The following is an 18,577-nucleotide window of genomic DNA, read 5'->3' as shown; positions in this document are numbered from 1 at the left end:
GGGCTCAGTCCTCTCCGAGTTCCACGTTGATGAAGTCGAAAAGCTCTTCATCCGTGGCGGAATCGAGCTTGCTGGTGACGTCCGCTCCGTCGGCGTCGTCGGGGGCGCGCCCGTCGGTGCTCCAGGCGGCGGCCAGGGCGCGCAGCCGGGCGGCGATCTGTTCGCGGTCGGCGGCCTTGGCCGGACCTCCCGCGAGCGCTGCCTCCAGGTGGTCGAGCTGGGCGAGCGCCGGCAGCGGCGCCCCGGCGACGGATGCCAGCACCTTGCCTTCCAGGTGTTCGGCGAGCGCGGTCGCCGTGGGGTGGTCGAAGACCAGCGCGGCGGAGAGCCGGACGCCGGTCGCGGCGATCAGCGCGTTGCGCAGCTCGACCGCGGTGAGCGAGTCGAATCCCAGCTCCCGGAAGGGAAGTTTGGGATCGACGGGCGTGTCGGCGGAGTAGTCGAGCACGGTGGCCACCTGCCGCTGGATCAGCTCGAGGAGCAGCTTGCGGCGGCCGCTCCCGGACTGTCCGGCCAGTTGCTGCGCGAAGGTCTCCCCGGTCCGCGCGCCGGCCGCCGCGGCCCGTCGCAACGGCATGCGGACCAGTCCGCGGAACGCTGCGGGCAGGGTCGATCCGGCCGCCTTGCGGCGCAGTACGGCCGGGTCCAGGCCCATCGGGACGAGGGTGACGGCGTCGGACTGCCAGGCCGCGTCGAACAGTGCGAGGCCCTGGCGCGGGGTGAGCGCGAGGACTCCTGCCTGGGCCATCCGCCGTCGGTCGACGTCGGAGAGTGCGGCGGACATGCCGGCCGCGGTCTCCCACAGGCCCCAGGCGAGCGAGGTCGCCGGGAGGCCGGCCGCCCGCCTGCGGTGGGCGAGGGCGTCCAGGAAGGCGTTGGCGGCCGCGTAGTTGGCCTGTCCGGCGCCGCCGAACGTGCCGACACCGGAGGAGAAGAGCACGAAGTGGGTCAGTTCCAGGCCGGCGGTCAGCTCGTGCAGGTGCTGTGCCGCGTCGACCTTGGGCCGCAGCACGGTGTCGACCCGTTCGGGTGTGAGCGTGGTGAGCACGCCGTCGTCGACGACTCCGGCGATGTGCACGACGGCGGTCACCGGGTGCTCGGCCGGGACGTCGGCGAGGACGGCCGCGAGGGCCGCGCGGTCGGCGGTGTCGCAGGCGACGAGGTTCGCCTCGGCGCCGAACCCGGCCAGTTCCCGGACCAGTTCGGCGGCGCGGGGGTCGTCCGGCCCCTGCCGGCTGAGCAGCAGCAGCCGACGGACGCCGTGGGCGCTCGCCAGATGCCGCACGATCTCGGTGCCGATGCCGCCGCTCGCGCCGGTGACCAGCACCGTGCCGGACGCGTCGGCAGGCGCGGCGCCGGGCTCGGGTCGTTCCGTCACCCGGGCGAGCCGGGGGATGAGCAACCGGCCGTCCCGTACGGCGAGTTGGGGCTCGTCCTCGGCGAGGGCGGTGCCGACGGCCGCGGCCAGCAGGTCGGCGTCGGCGTCCCGGGTTCCGAGGTCGACCAGGAGGAACCGGTCCGGGTTCTCCACCTGTGCGGACAGCAGCAGCCCACGGGCCGCCGCCTGCGCCGGGTCGACCGGGGTGGCGTCCCCGGTGGCGGTGGCCGCCCTGGTGACGAGGACGAACCTGGCGCCGGCCGACCGGCCGTCCGCGAGCAGTTCCTTGACCTGCTCCAGGGTGCGGTGGGCGGTGTGCCGTACGGACTCGACGGGGTCGCCGGGTTCGGTGTCCACGGACAGGACGACGAGGTCCGCCGCGCGGTCGAGGGAGGCGAGGTTCTGGTGGGTCTCCACGTCGGCGCCCCGCTCGGCGAGGGCCTTGGCGAGGGCCTCCGCGGCGGTGCCCACCACGGCCCAGGTCGTGGCCGGTCCGGGGTCCGTGGCCGGCACGGGCGTCCAGGTCAGCCGGTAGAGCCCGGTGGCGGTGGTCGGGGTCGCGCGTTCGGCGGAGCCGCCCTGGCGCACCCGGACCCGGTCCATCGTGAGCACCGGTTCGCCCGCCGGGTCCGACAGCAGCACGGTGACGGTGTCGGGGCCGGAGCGGGTCAGGCGGGCGCGCAGTTCGGTGGCGCCGGTGGCGTACCGGGTGACGCCGGCGAAGTGGACGGGTTCCCCGGCCGCCAGTTCGGCGATCAGGTCGGTGAGTCCGGTCAGCAACTGCGGGTGCAGTCCGTGGCGGTCGGCGTCGGCCGCCTCCTGCTCGGTCAGCGCGAGCTCGGCGACCAGTTCGTCCGCGCCGCCGGCGGGATCCGGTGCGGACGTCGGCCGGGCGGCCGCCCGGCCGAGCACACCGGAGGCGATCCGGGTCCAGGACTCCTCACCCGTCTCATCGGAGCCGGCCCCCAGGTGGAGGGCGAAGTCGCGGTCGCCGGCGTCGTCCGGGGCCGTCACCACCAGTTGCAGCGGTGTCCGTGGGGCGCCGGACACGGCGGTGTCGACGTCGAGTGCGGCGATCCGGTCGCAGCCGAGGCCGCCGCCCGCCCACAGCACCAGGTCGAGGAGGTCGCCGACACCGGCGCCGGTGTCGGGCAGGCTGCCGCCGAAGAGGTGGCCGCCCGTGTGGGGCAGCGGAACGGCCGCGGTGAGCAGCGGATGGCCGGTGCCCGCCAGCCCCGCGCCGGCCAGCGCCTCGGCGCCGCCGGTGGGGGCGTCGAGCCAGTACCGCCGGTGCTGGAAGGCGTAGGTGGGCAGGTCGACGCGGCGGGCTCCGGTGCCGTCGAAGCAGGCGGCCCAGTCGACGCGTCCGGTGCGCACGTGCAGCCTGCCGAGCGCGGTGAGCAGGGTCCTCACCTCGTCGCGGTCCCGGCGCTGGGCGGCAATGCCGGTGGCGCGGTCGGCGGCGGACTCCTCGGCCATGGCGGTCAGCACGCCGTGCGGGCCCAGTTCCAGGAAGGTCGTCACACCGTCGTCGAGGAGGCTGCGCACCCCGTCCGCGAACCGCACCGGCTGCCGTACCTGCCGTACCCAGTACGCCGGGTCGCACAGCTGTCCGGGGGTGGCGGGCTCGCCGGTCAGGTTGGAGACGACGGTCAGTTCGGGCTCGGCGTAGGCGACGTCGGCCAGTTCGCGCTCGTACGCGGCGAGCATCGGCTCCATCAGGGGCGAGTGGAAGGCATGGCTCACGGTGAGCCGTTTAGTGCGCAGCCCCGCCTCGGCGAGCCGCGCCTCGGCGGCCGTGACGGCCTCCTCGGCGCCGGACAGCACGATCGCGGCCGGGCCGTTGACGGCGGCGACGGCGACCTCGGCGAAGGCGTCGCCGAGCAGCGCGGCCACCTCGTCCTCGGCGGCGGCGACGGACAGCATCGCGCCGCCCGCGGGCAGTTCCTGCATCAGCCGGGCCCGGGCGGCGATCACCCGGGCCGCGTCGGCGATCGACCAGACGCCGGCCACGTGCGCGGCGGCCAGTTCGCCGACCGAGTGGCCGAGCACGGCGTCGGGCCGTACGCCCCAGTGCTCCAGCAGCCGGAACAGCGCCACCTCGAAGGCGAACAGGCCGGTCTGGGTGTAGAGGGTCCGGTCGATGGACTCGGCGTCGGGCGTGCCGGGTTCGGCGAGGACGACCGTGCGCAGCGGGCGCGGCAGATGCCGGTCGAGCGCGTCGCACACCTCGTCGAAGGCGGCGGCGAAGGCCGGGAACGCGGCGTACAGCTCCCGGCCCATGCCGGCCCGCTGGGCGCCCTGTCCGGTGAAGAGGAAGGCGAGCCCGCCGTCGGCGCGGTCCTCGGCGACGGCGTGCGCGGTCAGGTCGGCGAGGCTTCGGCGCAGTTCGTCCGGGTCGGCGGCGACGACGACCGCGGCGCGGTCCAGGACACCGCGGGTGGTGGCCAGGGAGTAGGCGAGGTCGGCGACCTCGGCTCCGCCCTCGTCCAGGACGGCGGCGAGCCGGGCGGCCTGCTCGGGCAGCGCCTCCCGGGTGCGGGCGGAGAGCACGAGCGGCACGGGGAGCCCGGTCCGGGCCGGTGTCTCCGCCGGGGGCCGGGCGGGCTCGGCGGGCGCTTCCTCCAGGATGACGTGCGCGTTGGTGCCGCTGATGCCGAAGGCGGAGACCGCGGAGCGGCGGGGTGTGCCGGCGCTGTCCCAGGGCCGGGCCTCGACGAGGAGTTCCACCGCTCCCGAGGTCCAGTCGACGTGCGGGCTGGGGGCGTCGACGTGCAGGGTGCGCGGCAGCAGTTCGTGCCGCATGGCCTGCACCATCTTGATGACTCCGGCGACCCCGGCGGCGGCCTGGCTGTGCCCGATGTTGGACTTGACCGAGCCGAGCCAGAGCGGACGGCCGTCGGGGCGTTCCTGTCCGTAGGTGGCCAGCAGGGCCTGTGCCTCGATCGGGTCGCCGAGGGTGGTGCCGGTGCCGTGCGCCTCGACGGCGTCGACCTCGGCGGCGGACAGCCCGGCGTTGACCAGCGCCTGCCGGATGACGCGCTCCTGGGCGGGGCCGTTGGGCGCGGTGAGCCCGTTGGACGCGCCGTCCTGGTTGACGGCGCTGCCGCGGACCAGGGCCAGCACGGGGTGGCCGAGGCGGCGGGCGTCGGAGAGCCGCTCCACCAGCAGCACGCCGGCGCCCTCGCCGAGGGCGAACCCGTCGGCGGCGGCGGCGAACGGCTTGCAGCGGCCGTTCTCGGCGAGTCCGCGCTGCCGGCTGAAGGCCACGAAGGAGGTGGGGTCCGGCATGACGGTGGCACCGCCCGCGACCGCCAGATCGCACTCGCCGTCGCGCAGCGCCTGCGCGGCCAGGTGCAGTGCCACCAGTGAGGAGGAGCAGGCCGTGTCCACGGTGAGCGCGGGGCCCTGGAGACCGAGCGAGTAGGAGATCCGGCCGGAGGCGATGTTGGAGGAGGCGCTGACCAGGTAGCCCTCCATGCCGTCGGCGGCGCCGCGCAGTCGGGTGCCGTAGGCCTGGTCGGTCATCCCGACGTACACCCCGGTCCGGCTGCCGTGCAGCGACTTCGGGGCGATGCCGGCGCGCTCCAGTGCCTCCCAGGTGGTTTCCAGGAGCAGCCGGTGCTGCGGGTCCATGGCCTGGGCCTCGCGGGGCGAGATGCCGAAGAAGCCGGGGTCGAACAGGGCGGCGTCGTGCAGGAATCCGCCGTGGTCGACGTAGCTGGCGCCCTGCCGGTCGGGGTCGCTGTCGAGGAGCCGGTCGAGGTCCCAGCCCCGGTCGGCGGGGAACGCGGTGATCAGGTCCGTTTCGTCGCGGACGGCCTGCCAGAGGTCGTCGGCGGAGGCGATGTCGCCGGGGTAGCGGCAGGCCATGGCGACGATGGCGATCGGTTCGTCCTGGTCGACCCGTACGACGGTGGCCGGTTCGGCCCGCCGGTCCGTGCCGCCGGTGTCCAGCCCGCGGGCCAGGACCTGGGCCAGTTCGGCGATGGTCGGGTGGTCGAAGACGACGGTGGCCGGCAGTTTGAGGCCGGTGGCGGTGCTGAGCCGGTTGCGCAGCTCGACCGCGGTGAGCGAGTCGAAGCCCAGGTCCTTGAGCGGCCGGGCGGGGTCCACGGACTGCGCGTCGTCATGGCCGAGGACCGACGCCGCCTGCTCGCGCACCAGCTCGCGCAGTGCGGCCGAGCGTTTCGGGCCCGACAGTCCGGCCAGCCGCAGGGCGAGCGGCGGGGCCGCGGCGTCCGGTGCGGCGGCCTCCGTCTCCAGCCGGGCCTCGGGCAGTTCGTCCAGCAGCCGGCTGGGCCGTTCGAAGGTGAACTGCGGGGTGAACAGCGTCCAGTCGACGTCGACCAGCAGCATCGACGATTCGCCCTCCGCCAGCACCGCGGCGAGCGCGGAGACCGCGAGGTCCGGATCGACGAGCGGCAGGCCCTTGCGGGAGAGGGTGTCGAAGATCGGGTCGTCGGCCATGCCGCCGCCGGCCCAGGGCGCCCAGGCGAGGGACACGGTGCGCACGCCGGCCGCGCTGCGGGCCTCCGCCCGGGCGTCGAGCACCCCGTTGGCCGCGGCGTAGACGCCGTGGTTGCCCGCGCCCCAGGAGGCGCTGATGGAGGAGAAGTAGACGACGGCGTCGAGCTGGCCGGGGTCCAGGGCCGCTTCGAGGTTCGCGATGCCGGCCACCTTCGCGGCCATCGCCTCGGCCAGGTCGTCCAGGCCCGCCTCGACGAGCGGTCCGAGTCCGCCGGCGCCGGCCGTGTGCACGACGGCGCCGATCCGGTCCCCGGCGCGCTGGGCCTCGGCGACCATCGCGGCGACCTGCTGCGGGTCGGCGAGGTCGCAGGAGAGCAGGCTCACCCGGACGCCGAGTGCGCCCAGTTCGTCGGCGAGTTCGTCCGCGCCGGGCGCGAGGGCGCCGCGCCGGCTGGTGAGGACGAGGTGCTCGGCGCCCTCGCGGGCCAGCCATCGGGCGACCCGCCCGCCGAGCGCCCCGGTTCCGCCGGTGATCAGCACGGTGCCCTGCGGCCGCCAGCCCGCGGCGGGGCGGGGAGTGGCGTGCACCAGACGACGGCCGAACGCGCCGGAGGGGCGCAGTGCCACCTGGTCCTCGCCGTGCGCGCCGGTGAGGACCGCGGCGAGCCGGCCCGCCGTGGTGTCGTCGAAGGTGTCGGGCAGGTCGACGAGGCCGCCCCAGGTGTGCGGGGACTCGAGCGCGGCGACCCGGCCCAGGGCCCATACGGCCGCCTGCTCGGGGTGGGCGGGCGCGGCGTCGTCGTCGGTGGCGACGGCGCCGTGGGTCAGGCACCACAGCGGTGCGGTGACCGAGGCGTCGGCGAGCGCGCGCAGCAGGGCGAGGCTGAGTGCCGCTCCGGCGGGGACGACGGGCCGCTGCGGGTGCGGTGTTGCGTCGGTGGCGGTCAGGGAGAGCACTCCGGCCGGTTCGGCGCCGCCGAGTGCGGCGCGCACCGCGGTGGCCAGGGCGGTGTGGTCCGCCGCGGAGTCGACGCGCAGCACCACCAGTTCGTCCGCGAGTTCCCGCAGGGTCCGGGTGGCGGCGAGGGCGGCGGGGGCGTCCGCCGTGCCGTCCGGCGCGACCAGCAGCCAGGTGCCCGGCAGGGTGGGCGACGCGGGCTCGGGTTCGGGCAGCCGGTGCCAGGCGACGCGGTAGCGCCAGGAGTCGATGACGGCCTGTTCCCTGCGGCCGCGCCGCCAGGCGGACAGGGCCGGTACGACGGCGCGCAGCGGTTGTTCGTCGGACAGGCCGAGGGTGCCCGCGAGGGCGGGCAGGTCCTGCCGGTCGACGGCCTGCCAGAAACGCTCGTCCTGGGGGTCGGCAGCGGCGGACGGGCGGGGCGCCGGCCAGTGGCGGGTGCGCTGGAAGGGGTAGCGGGGCAGCTCCAGGGGCGGGCCGTCGAACGTGTCGAAGGCGGGTGTGAAGTCGACGGGGACACCGTGCGCCCACAGTTCGGCCAGCGCGGTGTGCAGGCGCCCGAGTCCGCCGTCGTCGCGGCGCAGGGTGCCGGTCACCACCGGGTCGGCGTCCGCGCGTTCCGCGGTCTCGGTGAGCGCGGCGCCGAGCACCGGGTGCGGGCTGACCTCGACGAACACGTCGTAGCCCTGTTCGACGAGGGCGGTGACGGACGGTTCGAGGAGCACCGGTTCGCGCAGGTTGCGGTACCAGTAGGCGGCGTCGAGGCCGGTGGTGTCCTGCCAGTCGGCGGTGACGGTGGAGAAGAAGGGGATGGCTGCGGGGCCGGGGCGGACCGGGCCGAGGGCGGCCAGGATCTCGTCCTCGATCCGTTCGACCTGCGCCGAGTGCGAGGCGTAGTCCACGTCGATCCGCCGGGCGCGGGCGCCCTCGGCGCGGGCGTGCGCCAGCAGTTCGTCCAGTGCGGCGGGCTCGCCGGAGAACACCACCGAGGAGGGGCCGTTGACGGCCGCCACGGAGATCCTGTCCTGCCAGCGGGGGAGCCACTGTTCGGCCTCGGCGAGCGGGACGCCGACGGAGACCATGCCGCCCTCGCCGACGAGCGCGAGCAGCGCCTTCGCCCGCAGGGCGACCACCCGGGCCGCGTCGTCCAGGGACAGCGCCCCGGCGACACAGGCCGCGGCGATCTCGCCCTGGGAGTGTCCGGCGACCGCGGCGGGCACCACCCCGTACGAGCGCCACAGCGCCGCCAGCGACACCATGACCGCGAACAGCACCGGCTGGACGACGTCGACCCGTTCCAGCGGTGTGCCCGAGCGGACGAGTTCGGTCACGGAGAAGCCGGTGTACGGCTCCAGGGCGCGTTCGCACTCGGCCCAGCGGGCGGCGAACTCCGGTGCGGTGTCGAGGAGTTCGGCGGCCATGCCGGGCCACTGCCCGCCTTGCCCGGGGAAGACGAGGACCGGGCCCCGGCCGGCCTGGCGGGCGGTGCCGGTGACGGCGCCGTCGGCGGGCCGCCCCGCCGCGACCGCGCGCAGCGCGTCGAGGAGCGCGCCGTGTTCCGTGCCCAGCACGACGGCCCGCTGCTCGAAGTCGGAACGGGAGGTGAGCAGGGCGTGCCCCACCTCGGCGACGGACGGTTCCCGCTCGGCGACCTGGACGGCGAGCCGCTCGGCCTGGGCGCGCAGCGCCTCCGGCGTCCGGGCGGACAGCAGCCACGGCACGGCGGCCCCGCCCCGCGCGGCGGCGGGGTCGGCGGCGGGCCGCTCCTCGGCCGGGGCGGCGGGGAGCGGTCCCTGTTCCAGCACGACGTGCGCGTTGGTGCCGCTGACGCCGAAGGCCGAGACGCCCGCGCGGCGGGGCCGGCCGGTCTCGGGCCAGGCACGGTTGGCGGTGAGGAGTTCGACGCTGCCGGCCGTCCAGTCGACCTCGGGGGTCGGCTCGTCGACGTGCAGCGTCTGCGGCAGGACGCCGTTGCGCATGGCCTGCACCATCTTGATCACGCCGCCGACGCCGGCCGCCGCACCGCTGTGCCCGATGTTCGACTTCAGCGAGCCCAGCCACAGCGGCCGTTCCTCGGACCGGTCGCGTCCGTAGGTGGCCAGCAGGGCCTGTGCCTCGATCGGGTCGCCGAGCGTGGTGCCGGTGCCGTGCGCCTCCACTGCGTCGACGTCCGTGGCGGACAGTCCGGCGGTGGCCAGCGCCTGCCTGATCACCCGCTGCTGTGCGCCGCCGTTGGGCGCCGAGAGCCCGTTGGACGCGCCGTCGGAGTTGATGGCGCTGCCCCGGATCGTGGCCAGCACCCGATGCCCGTTGCGCTGGGCGTCGGAGAGCCGCTCCACCACCAGGACGCCCACGCCCTCGGACCAGTTGGTGCCGTCGGCGGTCGCGGCGAAGGCCTTGCAGCGGCCGTCCCGGGCCAGTCCGTTCTGCCGGCCGAAGTCGACGAACGCGCCGGGCGTGGAGATGACCGAGACTCCGGTGGCGAGCGCGAGGTCGCACTCGCCCCGGTGCAGGGCGCCCACCGCCATGTGCAGGGCGACCAGCGAAGAGGAGCACGCCGTGTCGACGGTGACCGCGGGACCGTGCAGGCCGAGGGCGTACGCGACGCGGCCGGAGATGACGCTGGCGGCGGTGCCGGTGCTCAGGTATCCGTCGGCCTCCGGCGCTCCGGCCAGGACCACGCCGTAGTCGGAGCCCGCGGCGCCGGCGAAGACCCCGGTGCGGCTGCCGCGCAGGGCGGCCGGGGCCAGTCCGGCGCCTTCCAGGGCTTCCCAGGACACTTCGAGCAGCAGCCGCTGCTGGGGGTCCATGGCGGTCGCCTCGCGGGGGGAGATACCGAAGAAGGCCGCGTCGAAGTCGGCCGCGTCGGGCAGGAATCCGCCCTTCAGGGCGAGGTCCGGCTCGGAGCGGCGCAGGGCGGAGAGGTCCCAGCCCCGGTCGGCGGGGAAGTCGCCGACGCCGTCGCGCCCCGAGTGGACGAGGTCCCACAGGTCCTCGGGGTCGTGCACGCCACCGGGGTAGCGGCAGGCCATGCCGACGATGGCGATCGGGTCGTCGTGGTCGGCCGTGGGCGTGGCGGCGTCCTCGCTGCGCCGGATCCCGGACAGTTCGGCCAGCAGGTGTTCGGCGACCGCGGTCGCGGTGGGGTGGTCGAAGACGAGGGTGGCGGGCAGCCGCAGCCCGGTCTCGGCGGCGATCCGGTCCCGGAACCGTACGGCTGCGAGGGATTCGAAGCCGAGGTCGCGGAAGGTGCTCAGGGGGTCGACGGCGTCGGCGCCGGCGTGGCCGAGCACGGCGGCGGCCTGCGCCCGGACCATCTCCAGCAGCTGATGTGCGCGGTCCGCGGCGGGAGCCGGCATCACCTCGGCCGGCTCGGGCACGGGCAGCGCCCGGACCGCGGGCAGGTCGGCGACGAGCGGACGGGGCCCGCGGCCGGTGAGGACCGGGTGGAACAGCTCCCAGTCGATGTCCGCGACGGCGTGCACGGCCTCGTCGGCATCGAGCGCGTCGGCGAGCGCGGCCAGCGCGAGCGGGGCGGGCAGCGGAAGCAGACCGGGGATCGGCGAGGTTCCGCGGGCCGTGGCGCTTGCCCAGGGGCCCCAGGCGACGCAGGTGCCGCTGCGGCCGGCGAGCCTGCGGCGGGCGGCGAGGGACTCCAGGGCCGCGTGCGCGAGGGTGTGGACGACGTCCTCGGTGCCGCCCCAGGTCCCGGCGACGGTGGACAGCAGGACGAACGCGTCGAGGTCCGTGTCGAGGAACAGTTCTTCGAGCCGGGCGACGGTGCGCAGCCGGTCCTGGACGGCGCGGGCGAGGTCGGCCGGGGCGAGGTCGTCGACCGTGGACGGGCCGGCCGGGTCGATGCCGCTGAGGTGGGCGACCGCGGTCACCGCGGCGGGGTCCACCGGTGCGGGCCCGGAGTCGGGGTCCCACTCGGTGAGGGTGCACGGGCAGCCCGCGGCGTCCAGCACGGCGGGGTCGGGGACGGGCGCGCCGGGGCGGTGGGCGAGGACGAGTTCGCGGGCGCCGTCGGCGGACAGGTACCGCAGCAGCTCCGGGGTCACGCCCTCGATGTCGCCGGTGATCAGGGCGGTGCCCGCGGTGGGCTCCGTGCGGTGCCGGGGTCGCTGCGCGGGCAGCAGCTTGCGGGCGTACACCCCGGTGGGGCGTACGGCGAGTTCGTCGCCGTCGCCGGGCGCCGCGAGCACGGCCGCGAGCATCCGCAGGGTGCGGGCGTCGAGATCGGCGGGCAGGTCCAGGACGCCGGCGGAGTGCAGCAGGCGGCCGAGACCCCACAGGGGGGACTGGGCCGTGCCGGGGGCAGGCTCCGTGTCGACGGAGACCGCGCCCCTGGTCGCGTACCACAGCGGGGCGCGCACTCCGGCGTCGGCGAGGGCCTGCCAGAGAGTCAGTGCGGTTTCCAGCGGGTCGCCGGACCGGGCGGGCAGCGCGAGGACGCCCGCGAGGGGCCGGTCGGCGGGCAGCACCGCCCGGAGGCGTTCGGCGAGGGCGGTCCGGTCCTCGCCGGGACGGGCGGTGAGCAGGACGGTCCGCTCGCCGAGGGCTTCGGCCGTCTCGGGGCCGTCGGCGCCGTCGGGGGCGACGACCAGCCAGGGGCCGGCCGGGCGGGCGCCGGCGTCGAGGCCGGTGACCGGCGTCCAGCCGACGTGGAGGCGTATGCGTCCGGCCTCGTCGTCCCCTCCGTCGGCGCGCGGGGTCACGGGGGCGGCGGACAGCCAGTAGTGCTCGCGCTGGAAGGCGTAGGTGGGCAGTTCGGCGCGGACACCGCCGCGGGCGCCCACGGTCGCCGCCCAGTCGACGGGCACACCGTGCACGTGCAGTTCGGCCAGCGCGGTCAGGAAGGTGTCCGCCTCGGGCCGCTCGTGCTGCAGCGTGGGCACCAGCGCCACGTCCCGGCCCGGGTCGCCGAGGCCTTCGCGGGCCATCGCGACGAGCGCGCCGCCGGGGCCCAGTTCGAGACAGGCGCTGACCGACCGGGCGGCCAGCCAGCGGACGCCGTCGTGGAACCGCACGGTCTCGCGGACCTGCCGTGCCCAGTACTCGGGCCAGTCGGTCGTCTCGGGGTCGAGGGGGGCTCCGGTCAGGTTGGACACGAAGGGGATGCGCGGCCGATGGTGCTCCAGCCCCTCGGCGACCTGCCGCAGCGGCTCCAGCATCGGCTCCATGTGAACGGAGTGCGCGGCGTGGCTGATGGCGAGCCTGCGGGTCTTGCGCCCGCGTTCCTCGCAGAGCCCCACGACCCGTTCGACGGCGTCGGCGTCGCCGGAGACCACCACGGCACGGGGCCCGTTGACCACGGCGATGGTCGCCCGGTCGCCGACGTCGGCCTGCGCGATCAGCTCGGCCAGTTCGGCCTCGGAGGTCTCCACGGCGACCGTCGCGCCGTCGGTGCGCAGGGTCTGCAGGAGCCGGCCGCGGGCGGCGACGAGGGTGCAGGCGTCGTCCAGGGAGAGCACTCCGGCGCAGTGCGCCGCAGCGAGTTCGCCGGTGGAGTGCCCGAGGACGAAGTCGGGGGTGACGCCGGCCTGTTCGACGAGCCGGAACAGCGCCACCTCCAGCGCGAACACCACGGCGAGCGCGTATCCGCTCTGCCTGATCAGCGGCAGCCCGTCCACGACCCGCCCGTCGAGGATGTCGTCCAGCGGGTGGGCGAGCTGTGGGTCGAGCCGCTCGCGCACCTCGTCGAAGGCCCGGGCGAACACGGGGAACGCCTCGTACAGTTCGCGTCCGACGCCGGCCCGTTGCGCGCCCTGTCCGGTGAAGAGGAAGGCGACCGGCCCGGCCGGCGCGGTCCGGCCCCGTACGACGCGGGGGTGGGCCTGTCCGGCGCCGAGCCCCGCCAGGCCGGCGAGGAGTTCGTCCCGGTCGCCGCCGAGCACGACCGCGCGGTGGGCGAGCCGGGCACGGCCGGCGGCGAGCGACCAGGCGACGTCCAGCGGCGCGTGTCCCGGCCGGTCGGCGAGGTGGCGGTGCAGCCGACGGGCCTGGGCGCGCAGCGCCTCCTCGCTCGCGGCCGACACCGGCCACGGGACGGGAGCGCTCGGGGACGGGTCGGCGGCCGGTTCGGGGGCGGGGTCGGCGGCGGGGTCGTGTTCGAGGACGACGTGCGCGTTGGTCCCGCTGACGCCGAAGGAGGAGACGGCCGCGCGGCGCGGCCGGCCGGTGCTCGGCCACTCCTGCTCCTCGGTCAGCAGCCGTACGGCGCCGGCCGACCAGTCGACCTGGGGCGTCGGTTCGTCGACGTGCAGGGTGCGCGGCAGCACTCCGTGGCGCATCGCCAGCACCATCTTGATGAGGCCCGCCATGCCGGCCGCGGCCTGGGTGTGGCCGATGTTGGACTTGACGGAGCCGAGCCAGAGCGGCTCGGCGCCGACCCGGTCCTGGCCGTAGGTGGCCAGCAGGGCCTGCGCCTCGATGGGGTCGCCGAGCCGGGTTCCGGTGCCGTGCGCCTCGACCGCGTCGACCTGGCCGACGCTGAGCTGGGCGTCGTCGAGCGCCTTGCGGATGACGCGGCGCTGGGCGGGCCCGCTGGGCGCGGTCAGGCCGTTGGAGGCGCCGTCCTGGTTGACGGCGCTGCCGCGGATCGTCGCCAGGACGGGCAGACCCGCCTCGCGGGCGGCGGACAGACGGTGCAGGAGGACGACGCCGACGCCCTCGCCCCAGCCGGTGCCGTCCGCGGCCGCGGCGAAGGCCTTGCAGCGGCCGTCGCCGGCCATGCCGCCCTGCTCGGCTATCTCGGCGAACAGCTGGGCCTCCGCCATCACCGCGGCGCCGCCGACCAGCGCGAAGGAGCACTCCCCCGAGCGCAGCGCGCGTACGGCGAGGTGCAGGGCGACCAGGGAGGAGGAGCAGGCGGTGTCGATGGTGATCGCGGGCCCCTGGAGGCCCAGCGAGTAGGCGATCCGGCCGGAGGCGACGCTGCTGGTGGTGCCGGTCAGCACCAGGCCCTTGACCTCGTCGAGCTCTTCGGCGCCGCGCGGGCCGTACTTCTGGTCGGCCATGCCGATGAACACGCCGCCGTCGGTGCCGCGCAGCGCGGTGGGGTCGAGGCCGGCCCGCTCCAGGGTCTCCCAGGAGGTCTCCAGCAGCAGCCGCTGCTGGGGGTCCATCGCCAGCGCCTCGCGGGGGGAGATGCCGAACAGCCCGGCGTCGAATCCGGCGGCGTCGCCGAGGAAGCCGCCGGCCCGGCGGAAGGAGCCGGTCAGGTGGTCGGTGCGCCAGCCGCGGTCGGTGGGCCACCCCGCGATGGCGTCGTCGCCGCCCCGGACGACCTCCCAGAGGTCCTCCGGGGAGACGATGCCGCCGGCGAAGCGGCAGCCCATGGAGACGACGGCGATCGGTTCGGTGGCGCCCGCCTCCAGCTCCTGCACCCGCTGCCGGGTCCGCTTCAGGTCCGCGGTGACCCGCTTGAGATATTCGACGAGCTTGTCGTCATCCGCCACTGTGCTCAACTCCGTATCCGTCCTAGGCAAGATCGCCGAATTCGCTGTCGATGAACGCGAGCACTTCCGCCCTGGAGGCCGAGGCGAGGGAGTCCTCCTCGCCGTCGCTCCGGGGGGCGTCGGCCTCGACGCGCCGCAGGATCCGGCGCAGCCGGGCGACGACCTCGCCGTGTGCCTCGGCGTCGGGCCCGAGCGCCTCGACGCCGGCCTCCAGCCGTTCGAGTTCGCCCATGACCTGGAGCACCGGGTCGTGCTCGGCGGGCGCGGCCAGCTCCAGCAGGTGCGCGGTGAGCGCGGCCGGGGTGGGGTGGTCGAAGACCAGGGTCGCGGGGACGGTCAGGGCGGTGGCCGTCCGCAGGTGGTTGCGGAGTTCGACCGCGGTGAGCGAGTCGAAGCCCAGCGACTTGAACGCCTGGTCGGGGTCGATGTCGTCGGCCGAGCCGTGGCCGAGGACGGCCGCGGTGTGCTCGCGCACCAGGTCCAGGACGAGCCGTCGGCACTCGGCCGGGGACAGTCCGGCCAGCCGGTCGACCAGGGCGGCCGTGCCCGGTGTGCCAGGTGCCGCCGCGGCGCCCGGCGTGCCGGTGGCCGCCGTCCGCCGGACCCGGACCAGGTCCCGCAGCACGGCCGGGACCGGCTGGTCCGCGTACCGGGCGCGCAGGCCGGCCAGGTCGAGCCGGACGGGGGTCAGCGCGGGGAGCCGGCCGAGCCGCCCGGCGTCGAACAGGGCGAGGCCGTCGGCGGTGCTGAGCGGGGCGACGCCGGACCGGCTCATCCGCTGCCGGTCGCGTTCCTGGAGCCGTCCGGTCATGCCGCTGGCCTCGCCCCACAGCCCCCAGGCGAGGCTGGTGGCCGGCAGCCCGCGGGCGTGCCGGTGCTCGGCCAGTGCGTCCAGGAAGGCGTTGGCGGCGGCGTAGTTGCCCTGTCCCGCCGCGCCGAGCGTGGCCGAGGCGGAGGAGAACAGGACGAACATGCGGGGCGCGAGGTGCTCGGTGAGCCGGTGCAGGTTCCAGGCGCCCCGCACCTTCGGATGCAGGACGGCGGTGAGCCGGTCCCGGTCCAGCGCGGACACGACCCCGTCGTCGGTGACCCCGGCGGCGTGCACGACCCCGGCGAGCCGATGCCCGGCGGTGAGGGTCTCCAGGAGCCGCCGCACGGCGTCCTCGTCCCCGACGTCACAGGCCTCGACCCGGACGTCGGCGCCCGACTCGCCGACGTCGGCGCGCAGTCGACGCACCTCGGGCGTCTCCTCGCCGCGCCGCCCGGTGAGCGTGACGTGCCGCAGCCCGTGCTCGGCGACGAGGTGCCGGGCCAGCAGGGTGCCGAGGGTGCCGGTGCCGCCGGTGATCAGAACCGTCTCGCCGGGCTCGAAGGAGACCGTGGGGACGGTCAGCACCGCCTTGCCGGTGAGGGCGGCCTGGCTCAGCGCCCGGAAGGCGGCGGTGGCGTCCCGGACGTCCCAGGCGGTGACGGGCAGCGGGGTGAGCACACCGGACTCGAAGAGCTCCGTGAGGTGGGCGAGGATCTCGGCGATCCGGTCCGGGCCCGCCTCGCCCAGGTCGAAGGACCGGTAGCGCACGCCGGGATGGTCCGCGGCGATCCGCTCGGGGTCGCGCGGGTCGGTCTTGCCCATCTCGACGAACCGGCCGCCGCGCGGCAGCGACCGCAGCGACGCGTCGACGAACTCCCCCGCGAGCGAGTTCAGCACGACGTCGACCCCCGTGCCGCCGGTCGCCGCGCGCACCGACTCCTCGAAGTCCAGGGTCCGTGAGGAGGCGAGGTGCGCGCGGTCCAGGCCGCCGTCGAGCAGGGTGTCCCACTTGGGTTCGGAGGCGGTGCCGAAGACCTCGGCCCCGAGGTGCCGGGCCACCTGGACGGCGGCCATGCCGACGCCGCCCGCCGCCGCGTGCACGAGCACCTTCTCGCCCGCGCCCAGCCCCGCCAGGTCCACCAGCCCGTAGTAGGCGGTGAGGAAGGCGACCGGGGTGGCGGCGGCGGTCTCGAACGTCCAGCCGTCGGGGATCCGCGTCAGGACCCGCCGGTCGGCCACCGCCACGGGCCCGAACGCCCCGGCGACCATGCCCATCACCCGGTCCCCGGGAGCCAGTCCGGCGACGCCCGGCCCGGTCTCCAGGACGACGCCGGCGCACTCGGTGCCCAGGTCGGCCCGGCCCGGGTACATGTCCAGGGCGATCAGGACGTCCCGGAAGTTCATTCCGGCGGCGCGTACGGCGATCCGCACCATGCCGTCGGCGAGCGGCTCGGCGGCCTCGGGGCAGGGCACCAGGGCGAGGTTGTCCAGGGTGCCCCGGCCGGTGCTGTCCAGCCGCCAGGGGCCGGGACCGGAGGGCACGGCCAGGGACCGCCCGAAGTCCGGACGCACCAGCCGCCGGACGTACGACACGCCCTGCCGCACGGCCGCTTCGGGCTCACCGCTCCGTACGGCCGCCGCGATGCGCACCGGGTCCGGGACGGCGTCGTCGAGGTCGACCAGCGTGATCCGGTCGGGGTTCTCGGTCTGCGCCGAGCGCACCAGTCCGGCCACCGTGGACTGGTCGAGCCGCACGGACTCCGCGGTTCCCGCGGCGGCCGCGTACCGGGTGCCGATCACCAGCCGGCAGTCGGCCAGCCGGTCGTCGCGCAGCCACCGCTGGAGCAGATCGAGGGCCCACTCGGCGCTGCGCCGGGCCGCGTCGGCGGGGTCGGCGGGGTCGGCGGGGTCGGCGGGGTCGGCGGGGTCGGCGGGGTCGGCGGGGTCGGCGGGGTCGGCGGCGGAGTCGTCTGCGGTGTCCTGCGGGCAGCGGGCGAGCACGATGCTGTCGTCTGCCTCCGCGCCGTCCGCGACGGCAGCCGCGAACGCCGCGAGATCCGGATGCCGCCGCCAGCCGAGACCGCCGTCCACGGGATCGCCGCCGAGCAGCACACAGGAGACGGACTCCGGCGCCCCCTCTTCTTCGTCCTCCAGCGGCGACCAGCGGGTGGCGAACAGGGCGTCGGCGAGCGCCGGGGCGCCGCCGTTGTCGCGCAGCCGCTCAGGCGAGACCGGACGCAGCACCAGCGAACCGATGGAGACCACCGGCCGGCCGGCCGCGTCGGCGGCGTGCAGGGTGACCGTGCCGTCCTCGGCCCCGACCCGCAGCCGGACCCGCAGCAGATCGGCCCCGACCGCGTGCACCCGCACCTCGCCCCAGGAGAACGGCAGCCGGGCCGAGCCCGGTTCGTCCGCGGCCCGGGCGGCGGGCCCCATCGCGTGCAGGGCCGCGTCCAGCAGAGCCGGGTGCACGCCGAACCCGCCCACCTCCTCCGCGGGCAGCCGCACCTCGGCGAACACCTCCTCGCCGCGCCGCCAGGCCGACCGCAGGCCGCGGAAGACCGGCCCATAGGCGAACCCGGCGTCGACGAGCCCCTCGTAGAAGCCGTCCAGGGCGACGGGTTCGGCCCCCTCGACGGGCCAGACGCCGAAGTCCACGGGCGCGGGACCGACGGAGTCCTCGGTAGGGGCCAACAGCCCCTCCGCGTGCCGGGTCCAGCGCGCCTGCGCGTCCTGGTCGTCCGGCTGCGAGTAGACGGCGATCGCACGGCACCCGGCGCCGTCGGGCGCACCGAGCACCAGCCGCAGCCGAACGGCGGCGTTCTCGGCGAGCGCCAGCGGCGTGGCCAGGGTCAGTTCACGCAGCGTGCCGAACCCGACGCGGTCGCCCGCCCAGCAGGCCAGGTCCACGAACGCGGTCCCCGGCACCAGCACCGTGCCCAGCACCATGTGGTCGCCCAGCCAGGGATGCGTCGCCAGCGACACCCGGCCGGTGCACAGCACCTCGTCGCCCTCGGGCGCCGGCAGCCATGCCGTCAGCAGCGGATGCCCCGCCTCCGCCAGCCCGGCCGCCGCCAGATCCCCGGCGGCCACGACCGGCTGCGGCCAGAACCGCCGCCGCTGGAAGGCGTACGTCGGCAACTCGACCGTCCGCGCTCCCGTACCGGCGAACGTCGCCGCCCAGTCGACCTCGGCACCCGCCACGGACACCGCCGCCAGCGCCTGCAACAGCGAGGCGTCCTCGGGGTGCCGGGCACGCAGGACGGGGACGCAGACGGCGTCGGCCCCGGTCCGGTCGAGGCTCTCCTCGGCCATCGCGGTCAACGCACCACCCGGACCCAACTCCAGGAACTTGTCCACACCCCGCCCCAGCACCGCCACCACACCATCCGCGAAACGCACCGACTCCCGGACATGCCGCACCCAGTACTCCGGAGTCGTCAGCTCCTCGCCCGCGATCCGCCCCGACAGGTTCGACACCACCGGAACACGCGGCACAC

General features: G+C 76.0%; 2 protein-coding genes. Both read right to left on the bottom strand.

The window, feature by feature from the left end:
• Positions 1-4 precede the first annotated feature (4 nt).
• Entirely contained in the window at positions 5-14,266 is a 14,262-nt protein-coding gene (locus tag ACWD4O_RS34845) for a type I polyketide synthase (RefSeq protein ID WP_451286134.1), read from the bottom strand.
• A 22-nt stretch (positions 14,267-14,288) separates the two neighbouring features.
• Positions 14,289-18,560, bottom strand: a complete 4,272-nt coding sequence (locus tag ACWD4O_RS34840) for an SDR family NAD(P)-dependent oxidoreductase (RefSeq protein WP_451286132.1) — start codon at positions 18,558-18,560, stop codon at positions 14,289-14,291.
• Positions 18,561-18,577: the final 17 nt, after the last annotated feature.

The organism is Streptomyces sp. NPDC002623, assembly GCF_053592635.1.
Note: the sequence above shows the minus strand (reverse complement) of the source record. Positions and strands in the feature narration are given on the sequence as shown.